Source organism: Nonomuraea pusilla (genome assembly GCF_900109355.1).
Lineage (GTDB): Bacteria > Actinomycetota > Actinomycetes > Streptosporangiales > Streptosporangiaceae > Nonomuraea > Nonomuraea pusilla.
Genome location: NZ_FOBF01000008.1, coordinates 171,414 through 187,802, shown reverse-complemented (window position 1 = coordinate 187,802; position 16,389 = coordinate 171,414). Strand labels below are relative to the sequence as shown.

At 72.8% G+C, this 16,389-nt stretch carries 17 protein-coding genes; 15 read left to right on the top strand and 2 right to left on the bottom strand.

The window, feature by feature from the left end; all coding sequences use genetic code 11:
- The first annotated feature begins 29 nt into the window (after positions 1-29).
- From hypF to dop, 6 genes are all read left to right on the top strand, one after another.
- Positions 30-2,309, top strand: a complete 2,280-nt coding sequence (gene hypF, locus BMX74_RS18930; RefSeq protein WP_256257021.1) for a carbamoyltransferase HypF — start codon at positions 30-32, stop codon at positions 2,307-2,309.
- Positions 2,310-2,394: 85 nt separating this feature from the next.
- Positions 2,395-2,961, top strand: a complete 567-nt coding sequence (locus BMX74_RS18925; RefSeq protein WP_055501034.1) for a D-sedoheptulose-7-phosphate isomerase — start codon at positions 2,395-2,397, stop codon at positions 2,959-2,961.
- A gap of 29 nt (positions 2,962-2,990) precedes the next feature.
- Entirely contained in the window at positions 2,991-3,173 is a 183-nt protein-coding gene (locus BMX74_RS18920; protein WP_256257020.1) for a HypC/HybG/HupF family hydrogenase formation chaperone, read from the top strand.
- Positions 3,174-3,213: 40 nt separating this feature from the next.
- Complete coding sequence (locus BMX74_RS18915) at positions 3,214-3,873, top strand: D-sedoheptulose-7-phosphate isomerase (protein WP_256257019.1); 660 nt, start codon at positions 3,214-3,216, stop codon at positions 3,871-3,873.
- 35 nt (positions 3,874-3,908) lie between these two features.
- Positions 3,909-5,033, top strand: coding sequence for an acyltransferase family protein (locus tag BMX74_RS18910; protein WP_091101839.1), 1,125 nt, complete (start codon positions 3,909-3,911; stop codon positions 5,031-5,033).
- Between the two features lie 86 nt (positions 5,034-5,119).
- Complete coding sequence (dop, locus tag BMX74_RS18905; RefSeq protein WP_082534563.1) at positions 5,120-6,634, top strand: depupylase/deamidase Dop; 1,515 nt, start codon at positions 5,120-5,122, stop codon at positions 6,632-6,634.
- Positions 6,635-6,733: 99 nt separating this feature from the next.
- Here the strand turns inward: dop and BMX74_RS18900 are convergent, their stop codons facing one another.
- Complete coding sequence (locus BMX74_RS18900; RefSeq protein ID WP_091101837.1) at positions 6,734-7,144, bottom strand: hypothetical protein; 411 nt, start codon at positions 7,142-7,144, stop codon at positions 6,734-6,736.
- A gap of 146 nt (positions 7,145-7,290) precedes the next feature.
- On the opposite strand from BMX74_RS18900, the gene BMX74_RS18895 reads away from it, so the two are divergent.
- Positions 7,291-7,500: a ubiquitin-like protein Pup gene (locus tag BMX74_RS18895; protein ID WP_055501040.1), complete on the top strand. Its 210-nt coding sequence runs from the start codon at positions 7,291-7,293 to the stop codon at positions 7,498-7,500.
- Positions 7,501-7,792: 292 nt separating this feature from the next.
- Here BMX74_RS18895 and BMX74_RS18890 read toward each other — a convergent pair whose 3' ends face one another.
- Positions 7,793-8,854, bottom strand: a complete 1,062-nt coding sequence (locus tag BMX74_RS18890) for a DNA polymerase IV (RefSeq protein WP_177227424.1) — start codon at positions 8,852-8,854, stop codon at positions 7,793-7,795.
- A gap of 182 nt (positions 8,855-9,036) precedes the next feature.
- Here BMX74_RS18890 and prcB point away from each other — a divergent pair, with 182 nt between their 5' ends.
- From prcB to BMX74_RS18850, 8 genes are all read left to right on the top strand, one after another.
- A complete protein-coding gene (gene prcB / locus BMX74_RS18885) occupies positions 9,037-9,885 on the top strand; it encodes a proteasome subunit beta (protein ID WP_082534565.1) in 849 nt (282 codons plus the stop codon).
- A 21-nt stretch (positions 9,886-9,906) separates the two neighbouring features.
- The gene (gene prcA / locus BMX74_RS18880) at positions 9,907-10,725 is read left to right on the top strand and encodes a proteasome subunit alpha (RefSeq protein WP_082534937.1); all 819 of its coding nucleotides are present in this window, start codon (positions 9,907-9,909) and stop codon (positions 10,723-10,725) included.
- A gap of 188 nt (positions 10,726-10,913) precedes the next feature.
- Entirely contained in the window at positions 10,914-11,393 is a 480-nt protein-coding gene (locus BMX74_RS18875) for a hypothetical protein (protein WP_091101832.1), read from the top strand.
- A gap of 168 nt (positions 11,394-11,561) precedes the next feature.
- Positions 11,562-12,134, top strand: coding sequence for a hypothetical protein (locus BMX74_RS18870; RefSeq protein ID WP_236714532.1), 573 nt, complete (start codon positions 11,562-11,564; stop codon positions 12,132-12,134).
- Positions 12,135-12,207: 73 nt separating this feature from the next.
- Positions 12,208-13,566, top strand: coding sequence for a Pup--protein ligase (pafA, locus tag BMX74_RS18865; protein ID WP_055501045.1), 1,359 nt, complete (start codon positions 12,208-12,210; stop codon positions 13,564-13,566).
- A 78-nt stretch (positions 13,567-13,644) separates the two neighbouring features.
- The gene (locus tag BMX74_RS18860) at positions 13,645-14,589 is read left to right on the top strand and encodes an FKBP-type peptidyl-prolyl cis-trans isomerase (protein WP_055501046.1); all 945 of its coding nucleotides are present in this window, start codon (positions 13,645-13,647) and stop codon (positions 14,587-14,589) included.
- A gap of 134 nt (positions 14,590-14,723) precedes the next feature.
- Positions 14,724-15,629: an FKBP-type peptidyl-prolyl cis-trans isomerase gene (locus BMX74_RS18855; protein ID WP_091101830.1), complete on the top strand. Its 906-nt coding sequence runs from the start codon at positions 14,724-14,726 to the stop codon at positions 15,627-15,629.
- Between the two features lie 88 nt (positions 15,630-15,717).
- Positions 15,718-16,386, top strand: a complete 669-nt coding sequence (locus BMX74_RS18850; protein WP_256257018.1) for a helix-turn-helix transcriptional regulator — start codon at positions 15,718-15,720, stop codon at positions 16,384-16,386.
- Positions 16,387-16,389: the final 3 nt, after the last annotated feature.

Here is a 16,389-nt window from a genome sequence, read left to right as displayed (position 1 = left end):
GCGGCCCCGCGGAGGCGCACACTGGGCCTGTGACGACGCAGGAGAGCGTGCCCGGACACGCGGCCAAGAGGGTGGAGGTGCACGTCGAGGGCGTCGTGCAGGGCGTCGGCTTCCGGCCGTTCGTGTACGCCCTGGCCACCCGCCTCGGCCTGGCCGGGCGGGTCCGCAACGACGTCAACGGCGTGCGCATCGAGGTCGAGGGCGCCCTGGCCGGGGTCGAGGAGTTCCTCACGGCGCTGGAGCGCGACGCGCCCGCCCTGTCGGGCATCGACCGGGTGACCGTCGTCAGCGCCCCGCCCACCGGCCGCACCGGCTTCACCATCGCCGAGAGCGACCCGTCGGGACGGCGCCGCGCCCTCGTCTCCGCCGACACGGCGACCTGCGACGACTGCCTGCGAGAGCTGGCTGACCCGGCCGACCGGCGCCACCGCTACCCCTTCGTCAACTGCACCAACTGCGGCCCGCGCTTCACGATCGTGCGCGGCGTCCCCTACGACCGGCTGCTCACGACGATGGCGCCGTACGGCATGTGCCCCGACTGCGCGGCCGAGTACCACGACCCGGCCGACCGCCGCTTCCACGCCCAGCCGACCTGCTGCCCCGCCTGCGGCCCCCGGCTGCGGCTGCTCGACGCCCGCGGCACCGAACTGTGCGGCGACCCCGTCACGGCCTGCGCGGCGCTGCTGCACGCGGGCAAGGTGGTGGCGATCAAAGGGCTGGGCGGCTTCCACCTCGCCGTCCCCGCCGGCCACGAGGAGGCGACGGCGGCGCTGCGCGGGCGCAAGCACCGCGAGGACAAACCGTTCGCCGTCATGGTCGCCGACCTGGAACAGGCCCGCGCCCTGTGCGAGGTGGACGACGCCGCCGCGGCCCTGCTGACCTCCCGGGCCAGGCCCGTCGTGCTGCTGCCGCGCCGCGCCGGCGCGCCCGTCGCCACGCAGGTCGCGCCCGGCAACCGCAGCCTCGGGCTCATGCTGCCGTACACGCCGCTGCACCACCTGCTCATGGCCGACCTCGCCGCCCCCATGGTCCTGACCAGCGGGAACGTCTCCGACGAGCCGATCGCGTACGAGGACGCCGACGCGCTGGCCAGGCTCGGCGGCATCGCCGACGCCTTCCTCGTCCACGACAGGGGCATCCACGTCCGCGCCGACGACTCCGTGGTGCGCCCGGTCGCCGGCGCCGCCGTCATGGTGCGCCGGGCCCGCGGCTACGCCCCCGAGCCGCTGCCCCTGCCGCTGCCCGCCGCGCGCGCGGTGCTGGCCTGCGGCGCGGAGCTGAAGAGCACGTTCTGCCTGGCGGAAGGGGGGCGGGCGTTCGTCTCCCAGCACATCGGCGACCTGGAGAACCACGAGACGCTGCGCTCGTTCGTCGAGGGCATCGACCACTTCTGCGGCCTGTTCGACATCAGGCCCGAGGTGGTGGCCCACGACCTGCACCCCGAGTACCTGTCCACCAAGCACGCCCTGGAGATCCCCGGCATCGAGCTGGTCGGCGTCCAGCACCACCACGCGCACGTCGCGTCCTGCCTGGCCGACAACGGCGAGACCGGGCCCGTGATCGGCGTCGCCTTCGACGGGCTCGGCTACGGCCCCGACGGCACCCTGTGGGGCGGCGAGTTCCTGCGCGCCGACCTGGTCTCGTTCGAACGGCTCGGCCACCTGGCCCGCGTGCCCATGCCGGGCGGCGCCGCCGCCATCCGCCAGCCGTGGCGGATGGCGGCCGCCCACCTGCGCGACACCCGCCCGGAGCTGGACGTCGCCCGCCGCAACGCCGCCCGCTGGGCCGACGTGTGCGTGATGGCCGAGCGCGGGGTCAACGCGCCGCTGACCTCCAGCGCGGGCCGCCTGTTCGACGCGGTGTCCGCGCTGCTCGGCGTGCGCGACGCCGTCACGTACGAGGGGCAGGCGGCGATCGAGCTGGAGCAGCTCGCCGACCCGGCCGAACAGGGCGCCTACCCGGTGGAGATCACGACCGGGGACGTCCTCGTGGTGGAGGGCGGCGACCTGGTGCGCGCCGCCGCCGACGACCTGGCCGGCGGCGTGCCCCCTGCCGTGATCGCGGCGCGCTTCCACAACGGCCTGGGCGAGGCGCTGGTGCGCTGCTGCGCCGCGCTGCGCGAGACGACCGGGCTGGAGTCGGTGGCGCTGTCGGGCGGCGTCTTCCAGAACGTGCTGCTGCTGGAACGCGCCGTACGGCGGCTGCGCGAGGAGGGCTTCCGCGTCCTGACCCACCGGCGGGTCCCCGCCAACGACGGCGGCGTCAGCCTGGGCCAGGCCGCGATCGCCGCCGCCCGCACCCGCCCCTGACCGCGCGTCGCTCCCGGGGCGCGCCGCCGCCGCACCGTAGCGTGATGACGACGTACCGTCACCGCGGGCGGCGGAAGGGGAGAGCATGGCCATCGCGCTGGAGAGCAGGACGGCGCCGCTGCGCCACCTGGCCGAGCACGCCGGCGACGTGGCGCGCGCCTGCCACGCCATGGCCGTGCGCTTCCACGGCGGCGGCAGGCTCCTCGTCTTCGGCGACGGCACCTCCAGCAGCGACGCCCAGCACGTCGCCGTCGAGTTCGTGCACCCGGTGATCGTCGGCAAGCGGGCGCTGCCCGCCCTCGCGCTCACCGCCGACGTCTCCACCATGACCGGCGTCGCCGCCCGCGACGGCTTCGCCGAGGTGTACGCCCACCAGATCCGCCACCTGGCCGCCCCCGGCGACATCGCGCTGGGGCTGGCCGCCGACGGCGACGACGCCGCCGTGCGGCGCGGCCTGGAGCAGGCGCGAGGCACGGGCCTGCTGTGCGTCGCCATGACGGCCGCCCACGGGCCGCCGCCCGAGGCCGCCCACCACGTGCTGACCGCCGCCGCCACCGACCCCAGGATCGTCAAGGAGGTGCACGTGACGATGTACCACGTGCTGTGGGAGCTCGTGCACGTCTTCCTCCAGCAGCCGGGGACGCTGCGGTGAACGGCCGCGAGTGCCGTGACGAGGTTTGCGTGACCTGCTCCGACGCCGCCGTGCCCGTGACCGTGCTGCGGCTGCTCGACGGCGGCATGGCCCTGGTCGACACGGGGTCGGGCCCGGAGGAGGTGAGCGTCGCCCTGGTCGAGGCCCGGCCGGGCGACACCGTGCTCGTCCACGCGGGCGAGGCGATAGCCGTGACAGGGAGGCGCCCGTGACCGGGACGCCGGCCGTGAGGGCCGTGAGGGGGAGGCGACCGTGACCGAGACGCTCTACCCGTTCCTGCGCGAGGGGGAGACCGACACCGAGTCGCTGATCGAGCAGGTACGCCGGTCCACCGCTGCCAAGGCGATGGAGGTCGTCGAGCTGCGGGCCCGGGTCGTCGCCGCCGAGGAGGAGCGGCTGCGGGCCTGCGCGGCGGCGATGGCGGACCGCTTCGCCCGGGGCGGCAGGCTGCTCGCGTTCGGCAACGGCGGCAGCGCCACCGACGCCCAGGCCGTCGCGGGCGCGTTCTGCGCCCCCGCGGGCGGCGCCCGGCCGCTGCCCGCGCTCTCGCTCACCGGCGACATCGCCGTGATCACCGCGCTGTCCAACGACGTCGGGCCCGACGTCGTGTTCTCCCGCCAGGTCGCCGCGTTCGGCCGCCCGTGCGACATCGCGGTCGGCCTGTCCACCAGCGGCAACTCGGCCAACCTGCTGCGCGCCTTCGACACCGCCGCCGCGCGCGGGCTGCTCACCGTCGGCCTGGCCGGCTACGACGGCGGCAGGATGGCGGAGCTGGACAGCATCGAGCACCTGTTCGTGGTGCCGTCGCCGTCGGTGCACCGCGTCCAGGAGGTCCAGACGACCCTGTGCCACCTGTTGTGGGAGCTCACGGTCGAAACCCTCGGCCGCGACATGAGGGAAGAAAGTGACTGAGGGAACCGATGTGACGAAGTGATCGTCAAAGGGGCGTGCACCAACGGAACCGGCCGAAGCATTCCCGAGGAGACGGCCGGCTGGCCGAGCTCGACCTCCTGCGTTTCATCGCGGCGCTCGCCGTGGTGGCCTTCCACTACCTCGTCGCGTACGCCTCCGTGTGGGGCGACCGCCCCGCCGCGCTCTTCCCGGCGGTCGCGCCCGTCGCGGGCCTCGGCATCCTCGGGGTCGAGCTGTTCTTCGTCATCAGCGGGTTCGTCATCCTCATGACGGTGTGGGGGCGGGGGCTCGGGGCGTTCGCGAGGTCCCGGTTCGTCCGCCTCTACCCGGCGTACTGGATCAGTCTCGGAGCCGTGGCCGCCCTGTACGGGCTGACCGGCGCCACCGCGCTCGACCCCAAGCTCTCCACCGGCGGCTACCTGGTCAACGCCACCATGTTCCAGCGCCTGGTGCAGGTGGGCGACGCCAGCGGCGTCTACTGGTCGCTCTGGGCCGAGCTGCGCTTCTACCTGCTGATCTCGATCCTCGTCATCGCAGGCGTCACGTACGGGCGGGTCCTGGCGTTCTGCGGCGTGTGGCTGGCCGCGGCCGTCGGGGCGGAGCTGCTCGGCAACGAGATCGTGAACGAGGTCGTCATGCCGCGCTACGCGCCGTACTTCGTCGCGGGCATGGCGCTCTACCTGATCCACCAGCGGGGCAGCGCCTGGCTGCCCTGGGTGTACGTCGTCGCCGGCTACGGCATCTCGATCCACTCGGCGCTGGAGCGCGTCCACGGCCGGATCAAGGTGGCCGGGTTCAAGAACATGCCCGTCACCGACACCGGCGTGATCATCACCATCACGCTCGTGTTCGGCGTGATGGCGCTGGTCGCGCTCGGCCTGCTGCGGCTGCCGGCGACGCGGGCGCTGACCGCGCTCGGCGCCACGACCTACCCGCTCTACCTCTTCCACGGCGTGGTCGCGGTCGCGCTCATCCCGGCGCTGACCGGCACGCTGCCCCCCTGGGCGGTCGCCACGGTCACGACACTCGCGGCCCTTCTCCTGTCATATCTCGTCCACACTTTTGCCGAGCGTCCCATCCAGCGGCTCCTCAAGCCACGGGCGCGGCGGCAAACCGCCGCCACTCCCGGCATACAGGTCGAAAAGGCGTCGGTGCCATAACTCTCTGGCCCCTGGGCACTGTGAAGGGCATAGGCTCGGGCATATAAACGGCGGATAGACAGACCCGGACGAACAGAGGGTGTTGCATGACGGTGCGTCGGGTGATGGGAATCGAGACCGAGTACGGCATCTCCGTACCAGGTCAGCCAGGCGCCAACGCGATGGTGACCTCCTCCCAGGTCGTGAACGCCTACCTGGCCGCCTCGGCGGCCAGGGCGCGCAGGGCGCGGTGGGACTTCGAGGAGGAGAACCCGCTGCGCGACGCGCGCGGCTTCGACCTGGCCAGAGAGGTCGCCGACCCCACGCAGCTCACCGACGAGGACCTCGGGCTCGCCAACGTCATCCTCACCAACGGCGCCCGCCTGTACGTCGACCACGCCCACCCCGAGTACTCCGCACCCGAGTGCACCAACCCGCGTGCCGCCGTCATCTGGGACAAGGCGGGCGAGCGCGTCATGTACGACGCCGCCCAGCGGGCCTCCGCCATCCCCACCAACGCGCCGATCCAGCTGTACAAGAACAACACCGACGCCAAGGGCGCCTCGTACGGCTGCCACGAGAACTACCTCATGCGGCGGGCCACGCCGTTCGCCGACATCGTGCGGCACCTCACGCCGTTCTTCGTCTCCCGCCAGGTCGTCGTCGGCGCGGGCAAGGTCGGCATCGGCCAGGACTCCAGGGGCGAGGGCTTCCAGATCAGCCAGCGCGCCGACTTCTTCGAGGTCGAGGTCGGCCTGGAGACCACGCTCAAGCGGCCCATCATCAACACGAGGGACGAGCCGCACGCCGACCCCGAGAAGTACCGCCGCCTGCACGTCATCATCGGCGACGCCAACATGTCCGAGATCTCGACGTACCTGAAGCTCGGCTCGACCGCGCTGGTGCTCGCCATGATCGAGGACGGCTTCCTCACCCGCGACCTCGCCGTCGAGAACCCGGTGCAGGCCCTTCGGGCCGTCTCGCACGACCCGAGCTGCCGCTACGAGATCCCGATGCGCGACGGGCGCAGGCTCACCGCCGTGCAGTTGCAGATGGAGTACCTGGAGCAGGCCCGCAAGTACGTGGAGGAGCGCGGCACCGCCCAGGACGAGATGAACAAGGACGTCCTCGACCGCTGGGAGTCGGTGCTCACCCGCCTGGCCGAGGACCCGATGCAGCTCGCCCGCGAGCTCGACTGGGTGGCCAAGCTGGAGCTCCTGGAGGGGTACCGCACGCGTGACGGCCTGCCCTGGTCGCACCCGCGGCTCCAGCTCGTCGACCTGCAGTACTCCGACATCCGGCCCGACCGCGGCCTGTACAACCGGCTCGTCGCGAGGGGCCGCATGCAGCGCCTGGTGAGCGAGGAGGAGGTGCTGCGCGCGGTGGAGCACCCGCCCACCGACACGCGCGCCTACTTCCGCGGCCGGTGCCTGCGCCAGTACAGCGAGTCCGTGGCCGCCGCGTCCTGGGACTCCGTGATCTTCGACATCCCCGGCAGGGAGTCGCTGCAGCGCGTCCCCACCCTGGAGCCGCTGCGCGGCACGAAGGCGCACGTGGGGGAGCTGTTCGACCGCTGCGAGACGGCCGCCGAGCTGGTGGCGGCCCTCACCGGCGACTCCTGACCCAGGTAGGGCCGCCCCCGCCGGGCCGCCCCTGTCCGCCGCGGGCCGTGCCCCGCGCCGGGCCGTCCCTGGCTCCTGGCACGGTCGGGGCGGTACGCCTCACGCGAGGAGCAGGCCGACGCCGAGCATGAGTGTGCCCGCCGCCAGGCAGGCGCCGCCGGCCGTCGTGAGCAGGATCAGCCGGTTGGGCCTGGTGTCGGACGGCCGCACCACCGACAGGAAGAACCCCAGCGGCATGAGGATCGGCGCGGCGACGATGAGCGTCCTGGTGAGCGCCTTCAGCCCGTCGGGCAGCGCGGCCTGGTCCACGTAGATCATCGCCACGAGGGCGAGCAGCACGAGCACGCCCGCGTGCGCGTGCCCCGCCCGCCACAGCCCGCGGCGCACCGGGTTGTCGGCGTACCCCGGCACGTCGCGGGTGAGGAACTTGAGCAGGGTGACGCCGCCGAAGGCCACTCCCGGGACTGTGACGAGAACCACACCGGCCGTGGCCAGGGACGAGGGGGACATCGCAACCTCCTGTGGGGACGAGGCATCCATTATTGGATAGCGGCACTATCTGGTCAACCCGGCAAGATCGGCAGGAGCCGAGCGCGAAATGTCGTCCCGTTCGGGGAAGATATGCGTAGAGGCAGTCCCCCACGCGGAGGTAGGACATGGCAACCAAGGACACCGGCGGCCAGAAGCAGGCCGGTCGGCGTGAGGCCGAAGTTGAGGAGACCGAGGCCTCGACGGCGCCCGACGTACAGGAGCGCCACGAGAAGCTGACCGACGACGTCGATTCCATCCTGGACGAGATCGACGAGGTCCTCGAGGAGAACGCCGAGGAGTTCGTGCGCAGCTACGTCCAGAAGGGTGGCGAGTAACACAGACCCACAGGGTCTGGCACACCGGGCCGCCGCCCGCGCCCGCACCGGCGCGGGCGGACCGCCGGGAACGCACCCGCATGCGCGCACAGGCCTGCGCGGGTGGACAGCCGCTCGCGCGCCGTCGCCGGTTCACGGCGGGGCGCGCGCCGGTGTGCACGTAGCCACGGCGGCCCCGCACAGGCCCGGACGGACATGCCCACCCGGGGGACCTCACGCCCATGCCGGGTCCTGACTCCGTCCGCCTCCCGCTTTCCCGCTGAGTCCAACGTCCTTCCGCGTGGGTCGGCTCTCATGCTCCTTCGCCGGGTGGGGTGTCGTCCGGCGGGGCGTACTCCACGGCGACGCCCAGCAGGCGGACGGCGCGGTCCAGGGCGAAGCGGTCGAGGAGGGCGCGTGCCGTGGCGACGACCTCCGCCGGGTCGGACGTGGCCGCGGGCAGGGTGGACTGCCGCGTCCTGGTGTCGAACGGGACGAACCTCACCTTGACCGTCACCCGGACGACCCGCCGGCCCGCCTCCGCCGCGTCACCGGCCACCCGCGCCGCCAGCTCCGCGACGTGCCCGCGCATCTCGTCCGGGTCGGCCACGTCCTCGGTGAACGTCGTCTCGCGGCCGTGGCCGCGCGCCACCCACGGCGCCGGCGACACCTCCGCCTCGCCGCGGCCGAGGGCCAGGTAGCGGTACCAGGGCCCGTTCGTGCGCCCGAACCGGGCCGCCAGCTCCTCGGGGTCGGCGGCGGCGAGGTCGCCGACCGTCCGCAGTCCGATCGCGGCGAGCTTCGCCGCCGTCCTGCGCCCGATGCCCCACAGGGCGTCGGTGGGCCGGTGGTGCATCGTGGCGGCCCACGTCTCCCCGGTCAGGCGGAAGACGCCGCCCGGCTTGGCGAGGCCCGAGGCCAGTTTCGCCTGGTGCTTGTTGTCGCCGATGCCGACCGAGCACGACAGGCCCGTGCTGTCCATGACCGCCCGCCGGATGTCCGCCGCCAGCCGCTCGGGGTCGTCCGTGGTCGCGCCCACGAACGCCTCGTCCCAGCCCCACACCTCCACCAGCACGGGGAACTCGGGCAGCGTCGCCATCACCCGGGCCGAGGCCGCCTCGTAGGCGGGCGGGTCGCTCGGCAGGAACACCGCGTCGGGGCAGCGGCGCAGCGCCGTGCGCAGCGGCATCCCCGAGTGCACGCCGCGCTCGCGCGCCTCGTACGTGGCCGTGGCCGCCACCGTGCGGGGCGCCGAGGGGTCGCCGGAGCCGCCGACCACCACCGGCCTGCCGCGCAGCTCAGGACGGCGCAGCAGCTCGACCGCCGCGATGAACTGGTCGAGGTCGACGTGCAGGACCCAGTCCCTGACCGGCACACCGTCCAGTATGCGCCCCGCGGCCCGGCCCGGCCGGGGGTGGGCGCGGGGTGACGGGTGGTTCTCGGGTGCGTAAAGAAACGATCTGAGGAACGGTTCGCCGTGAGCTGATCGTGGGAAGTGCAGACAGCAACGCAACATGAGTAGGGTCGCCCTAGGAAACACTGACGTTTGGAGGTCGCGTGGCACAGAACAGGGATCTGCCCGCCGGCTTGGTCGACCAGCTTTTCCGGAACACCGGGAGCTCCTCGTTCACGGAGTTCGTCAGCTCGTACGCGCCGGATTTGCTGCCGCGCAGAAGTGAGGTTCTGGCCACCCCGATCGGCGACCAGGTCCCGCACGCGACCACGATCGTGGCGGCCACCTTCGCCGGCGGCGTCGTCATGGCGGGTGACCGGCGCGCCACCTCGGGCAACATCATCTCCCAGCGCGACGTGCAGAAGGTGTTCCGTGCCGACGACTACTCGTGCATGGGCATCGCGGGCACCGCGAGCACCGGCATCGAGTTCGCGCGCCTGTACCGCGTGGAGCTGGAGCACTACGAGAAGCTGGAAGGCCGCACCATGTCGGTGCAGGGCAAGGCCAACCGGCTGGCCACGATGATCCGGGGCAACCTCGCGATGGCGATGCAGGGCCTGGTGGTGGTGCCGCTGTTCGCCGCGTACGACCCCGACAGGGACGAAGGGCGCATCTTCAGCTACGACGTGGCGGGCGGCCCGTACGAGCGGGAGAAGTTCGACGCGATCGGCTCCGGCTCGATCTTCGCGCGGGGCTCGCTCAAGAAGCTTTACCGCGAGGGCGCCTCGGCCGACGACATGGTGATGACGCTCATCCAGGCGCTCTACGACGCGGCCGACGACGACTCCGCGACCGGCGGCCCCGACGTCACCAGGAGGATCTGGCCGATCGTGGGGGTGATCGACGCCGACGGCTTCCGCCGACTGACCGACGAGGAGGTCTCCGGCTACGTCGAGCGCATGCTCGAGGCCCGGATGATCTCGCCCGACGGCCCCATCGCCCCGCTGCGCTAGAAAGGACCTCTACCGGTGTCCATGCCTTTTGGATATGCGTCCCCTGAGCAGATCATGCGGGACAAGGCCGACTACGCGCGCAAGGGCATCGCGCGGGGCCGGTCGGTGGTCGTGCTGCAGTACGTCGACGGCATCCTGTTCGTCGCGCCCAACCCGTCCAGGGCGCTGCACAAGATCAGCGAGATCTACGACCGCATCGGGTTCGCGGCGGTCGGGCGCTACAACGAGTTCGAGGAGCTCAGGCTCGCGGGCATCCGCTACGCCGACATCAACGGCTACACCTACGACCGCTCCGACGTCACCGGCCGCGGGCTCGCCAACCTGTACGCCTCCAACCTGGGCCGCATCTTCACCGAGTCGATCAAGTCGCTGGAGGTGGAGGTCGTGGTCGCCGAGGTGGGCGACACCCGCGAGGGCGACGCGATCTACCGGCTGACCTTCGACGGCTCCGTCTTCGACGAGCACGGCTTCGCCGCCATGGGCGGCCAGGCCGAGGCGGTCGCGGGGCGGCTCAAGGAGCACTACCGCGAGTCGATGACGCTGGCCGAGGCCCTGGAGGTGGCGCTGACCGCGCTCACCGAGCCGGGCGGCGAGCGTCCGCCCGTGGCTCAGCTGGAGGTCGCGGTGCTCGACCGCAAGCGCGAGCACCGCAAGTTCCAGCGCCTGACGGGGGCCCGCCTGGAGCGGCTGCTCGCGGGCGCCGCCAAGCCCGCGGCCGAGCCGGAGACGCCGCGGGAGGAGCCGCCCGCGTCCGAGACCCCGCTCTCCGCCGGCCCGTCCGACACGCCGCCCCCCACCGGCCCGGAAGGCGACGTCGACGACGGCTCCTCCCCGCTCTGATCCGCCCTGACCCGCTCTGACCCGCTTCGGCGCGGTCTCGGGCGCCGGCCGCCCGCGTGTGCGGCTCCCCCCTCGGGCAGCGGGGGAGGCGCGCACCGGGCGGATGCCGCCGCTCCCCCCCCGCGCGGTTCCCCCGCGGGGTTCCCCTTGGCGTTCCCCGCCGTTCCCCCGACAGTGAGGCTGGAATCGTGACGATCAGGCGTTGGGTCGCGGGCGTGGCCGGGGTGGCCGGCGCGGCCGTGCTGGCCGCGGTGTCCGCCACGCCCGCGCAGGCCTTCCCCCAGGGCTCCTGCGGGCAGTCGTACCGGAAGGTGGCCGTCCACCCGCTGAAGGCGGGGGCGAAGGACGGCGCGTCGTACGGCACCGTGACGCTCTACCAGAGCCCCACCGCGCACAGGAAGTGCGCCATCGCCCGGGTGAGCGGCACGTACGTCGGCAGGACCAAGTACCTGTACGTCGAGCTGTTCGTGGACAGGAACCGCGACAGGGCCTACGGCCGCGGCGACACCGCGGTGGCCGACGGCAGCGAGAAGTACAAGTGGTTCGCGGGCCCGGTGTACGCCCCCGCCGACGGCCTGTGCGTCCGCTTCGCCGGGGCGGTCAGGGTCGGCTCCGGCCCCCTGGTCCGGGGCGGCACGCCGGACGGCGCGTGGGCCCACTGCGCCTAGGCCTGCCGGAGCGGTGACGCTCCCCGGGGGCGAGTCCCGGACGGCGCGTGGGCCTGCTGGACCGGTGACACTCCCCGGGCGCGAGGTCCGGACGGCGGGCGGAATGTGAGCTGTATCACTGGCGTGCCCGTGAACCCGGCCCGGGGGCCGGGGATCTCAGTGTGCGTGATGACTTCGATGCGCGGGCTCCTCGCGGCGGGCGCCGCCGGGGCCGTGATCCTGACCTCCGGCGCGGCGGCCCAGGCCGCCACGGCCGCCACGGCCTCCACCTCGGGCGCGGCGGCCCTGACCGGCGCCGCCGGCTCCGCGATCCCCGACTTCAAGCCGCCGAAGACCTTCGGGACGACGTTCCAGCCCGACCCCGGCCACGACTTCACCAAGGGCATCCACTCGCGCCGCGACGGCATCCTGCGCGGCTGGATCACCACCGTGCGCGGCGGCACCGCCGAGTACGTGCCGATCAAGTGGAAGAAGGGCACCGTGACCGAGGGCCAATTCGTGGGCCCGGCCGAGGGCGACGCGATGGCCTACGCCTCGCCGATCGCGAAGGACGTCGTGTTCCTGTCGGCGTTCGGCTGCAAGACCATGGGGAGCATGACGGTCGACAGGAACACGGGGCTCGGCGCCAAGCGCTGCGCCAGGTCGGTGCTGATCAAGCGGCACGCCAAGATGCGCATGCCGTCGCTCATCACGGTCTACAAGGGGAAGATCGTGAAGGTTCAGGAGATCTACACGCCCTGACCCGGCGACGCGCCGCGGGAAAACACTCGGGAGATCTCTCCCGCCGGCCGATCCGTGGGCATAGTGTGAGGTGATGGATCGTCGCATCTTCGGGCTGGAGAACGAGTACGGCGTGACGTGCACGTTCCGGGGCCAGCGCAGGCTGTCCCCGGACGAGGTCGCGCGGTACCTGTTCCGGCGGGTCGTGTCCTGGGGCCGATCGAGCAACGTCTTCCTCCGCAACGGCGCGCGTCTCTACCTCGACGTGGGCAGCCATCCTGAATACGCAACCCCCGAATGTGACAACGTCATCGAGCTCGTCACCCACGACAAGGCGGGCGAGCGCATCCTCGAGGGCCTCCTCGTCGACGCCGAGAAACGGCTGCGCGAGGAGGGCATCGCGGGTGACATCTACCTGTTCAAGAACAACACCGACTCCGCCGGCAACTCGTACGGCTGCCACGAGAACTACCTCGTGGGGCGGCACGGCGAGTTCGGGCGGCTGGCGGACGTGCTCATCCCGTTCCTGGTGACGCGGCAGATCGTGTGCGGCGCCGGCAAGGTGCTGCAGACGCCGCGCGGCGCGGTCTACTGCGTCTCGCAGCGGGCCGAGCACATCTGGGAGGGCGTCTCGTCGGCCACGACCAGGTCCAGGCCGATCATCAACACGAGGGACGAGCCGCACGCCGACGCCGAGCGGTTCCGGCGCCTGCACGTCATCGTCGGCGACTCGAACATGAGCGAGACGACGATGCTGCTCAAGGTCGGCGCCACCGACCTGGTGCTGCGGATGATCGAGGCGGGCACGGTCATGCGCGACCTGTCGCTGGAGAACCCGATCAGGGCGATCCGCGAGGTGTCGCACGACATGACCGGGCGGCGGCGGGTGCGTCTGGCCAACGGCCGCGAGGCGTCGAGCCTGGAGATCCAGCAGGAGTACCTGTCGAAGGCGAAGGACTTCGTCGACAGGCGCGGCGGCGACCCGATCACCGACCGCGTGCTGGAGCTGTGGGAGCGCACGCTGCGCGCCGTCGACACGGGCGACCTCGACCTGGTCTCGCGCGAGATCGACTGGGTGACGAAGTACCAGCTGATCGAGCGGTACAGGAAGAAGTACGACCTGCCGCTGTCGTCGCCGCGCGTGGCCCAGCTCGACCTGGCCTACCACGACGTGCACCGCAAGCGGGGCCTGTACTACCTGCTGCAGAAGCGCGGCTCGGTGGAGCGCGTGGCGTCCGACCTGAAGATCTTCGAGGCCAAGTCGGTGCCGCCGCAGACCACGCGGGCGCGGCTGCGCGGCGAGTTCATCCGCAAGGCGCAGGAGAAGCGCCGCGACTTCACGGTCGACTGGGTGCATCTCAAGCTGAACGACCAGGCGCAGCGCACGGTGCTGTGCAAGGACCCGTTCCGCAGCGTGGACGAGCGGGTGGACAAGTTGATCGCCGGGATGTAGGCGCGCTGTTTACCTCGGCCCTACCGAGGAGTCAGGTAGGGTGACGCGAATCTGCCGTCTGTTCCGAGGAATACGTACATGCGCCGCGCTCTGGCCGTCATGGCCGCCGTGCCTCTGATGTTCTTCGCCGCCGCGTGCGGCGACTCCGACGCCGGGGCGTCCGGCGGGAAGGAGGCCGCCGCGGGCGGCTCCGCCGCGGCCTTCCAGGTCACCGGGAACCAGGGGGCCAAGCCCAAGGTGACCTTCCCGTCGGGCTCGCCCGCCACCACGTCGTCGTACCGCGTGGTGGACGAGGGCACCGGCCCCGCCGTCCAGGCGGGCGACAAGCTGATCGTCAACCTGACCGTCTGGAACTGGGACGGCAAGGGCAACGCCGAGCAGGGCTCGTCGTACGACACCAAGCAGCCGGAGACGATCCCGGTCGACACGCAGATCCCGAAGGTGCTGCAGGAGGGCTTCACGAAGGTGAAGCACGGCGGCAGGCTGCTCGCGGTCCTGGCGAACGACGCGGCGGGCGGCGTGCAGCAGTCGCAGCCGGCCGAGCCGACGAAGGTGTTCGTGCTGGACGTGGTGGGCGCCCGTCCCAAGCCGCTGGCGGCGGCCACGGGCAAGGAGACCAAGGAGAGCATCAAGGGCGTCGAGGTGACGAACCCGGGCGGTGACAAGGCGCCGACGCTCACGACGAAGACGGACCTGAAGCCGCCGAAGGAGCTCGTCGTCAAGACGGTCATCGAGGGCACCGGCGAGAAGGTGCAGCCGAACCAGACGCTGACCGTCCACTACACGGGCAAGGTCTGGGGCACCGACTCCGAGTTCGACTCGAGCTGGGGCCGCGGCCAGCCGGCCGAGTTCCCGCTGGGCCAGGTCATCCAGGGCTGGCAGAAGGGCCTGGCCGGGGTGCCGGTCGGCAGCCGGGTCGTGCTGAGCATCCCGCCGGACCTGGGCTACGGCGACAAGGCGCAGGAGAAGATCCCGGCCAACAGCACGCTGGTGTTCGTGGTGGACGTCCTGGCCGCGTCCTGATCACGCCGGTCACGCCGATCGCGCGCCCGGCGGGGCGGTAGCATCGCGGGTCCCGGCGCGCCGCCTTCGCGCGGCGCGCCGGGGCCCGTTCGCCGTGAAGGGGACCAGTGGAAGGGACCAGTGGAAGGGGCCCGATGCGCCGCCTTGCCCTCGCGCTGCCGTCGCTGGCGCTGCTGTCGGCGCTGCTGCTGTCGGGCTGCACGGGCGCGGCGGGGGAGGAGGCGCCGCGGGTGGGCGGCCCGTTCGGCGCCAGGCCGTCGGTCGTCTTCCCCGACGGCGGGCCCCCGGCGTCCTTCCGGGCGGACGAGCCCGCCGCCGGGCACGGCCCCCGGCTGCGCAGGGGCGACGTGGCGATCGTGCAGTACACCGCGCACGTCTGGGACGGCGCGGGCAACCGCCTGGTCGGCTCCACCTTCACCAGGGGCGCTCCGGCGGCGTTCCCCCTGGGCGCCCTCCTGCCCGGCCTGGACCGCGCCCTGGAGGGCCGGGCGGCGGGCAGCAGGGTGGTGGCCGTGATCCCGCCGGGCGACGGCTTCGGCGCCCGTCCGCCCGACGGCGTGGGGCGGGACGAGACGCTGCTCTACGTCGTGGACGTCCTCGCCGTGCACCCCAAGGGGGCCTCCGCCGGCGGGCCGGCCGGGTCGCTGGCGGGCGTGCGGGTCACCGGAGGGGCGCGGCCCGTGCTCACGGTGCCGAGGGGCGGGCCGCCCGCGCGGTTCGCCGCCCGGGTGCTGTCGCGGGGCGCGGGCCGTCCCGTGGCGGCGGGGCAGCTCGTCGTCGTCCAGTACGAGACCGTGGTGTGGGGCCGGCGCGCGGTCGTCGGCGGCACCTGGTCCTCCGGCAGGCCGGAGGCGTTCAGGATCGGTGAGGGCGGCGTGGTCAGGGCGTGGGAGCGGGCGCTGTCCGGGGTCCCGGTGGGCAGCCGGGTGCTGATGGTGGTGCCGCCGGCGTACGGGTACGGCGCGGCGGGCGACGCCCGGCTGGGCGTCACGGGGTCCGACACCCTGGTGGTGGTGGCGGACGTGCTGGGCGCGTACTGAGCGGCCCTCAGGCGGCCCTGGGGAGCTCTGGGCGGCTTCCTGCGGGCTCACGCTTCCGTAGACTCCGCCTGTGACCGAGACTCCGCCTGTGACGACTCCTGCCGGCGCCGGCAGCGGCCTGGACGACCTCGACGCGCTCGCCCTGCTCCACGACCCGGTGCGCCGCAGCCTGTACGAGGCGGTGGCCGCGAGCGGCGGCGACGTGGGCAGGGGCGAGGCGGCCGAGGCCGCGGGCGTGTCGAGGACGCTCGCCGGGCACCATCTCGACCGGCTGGTGGAGGCGGGGCTGCTGGAGAGCGGCTTCCGCCCGCAGGAGAGGAAGGGGCCGGGCAGCGGCCGTCCGGCCAAGGTCTACCGCAGGTCACGGGGCGAGCGGTCGGTGAGCCTGCCGCCGCGCGACTACCCGGCGCTCGCGTCGGTGCTGGCCGACGTGGTGGAGGAGCTCGGCGCGGAGGAGCAGGCGGAGGCGGCGGCCAGGCGGGCGGGTGAGCGCCTGGCGCGGGCGTACGCGGGCGAGCCGGTCGAGCGGGTGCTCGGGGCCCGGGGGTACGAGCCGTACGAGGAGGGTGGGGCGCTGCGGCTGCGCAACTGCCCGTTCCACGTCCTGGCGGAGGAGCAGCCGCTGCTGGTGTGCTCGATGAACCTGGCGCTGTGCCAGGGGCTGCTGGGCGGTCTCGGCGACGACCCTGGGCGGGCGCGGCTGGATCCGCGGCCGGGGGAGTGCTGCGTGGCGCTTTCTAAAACAAATGGAGATTGACAT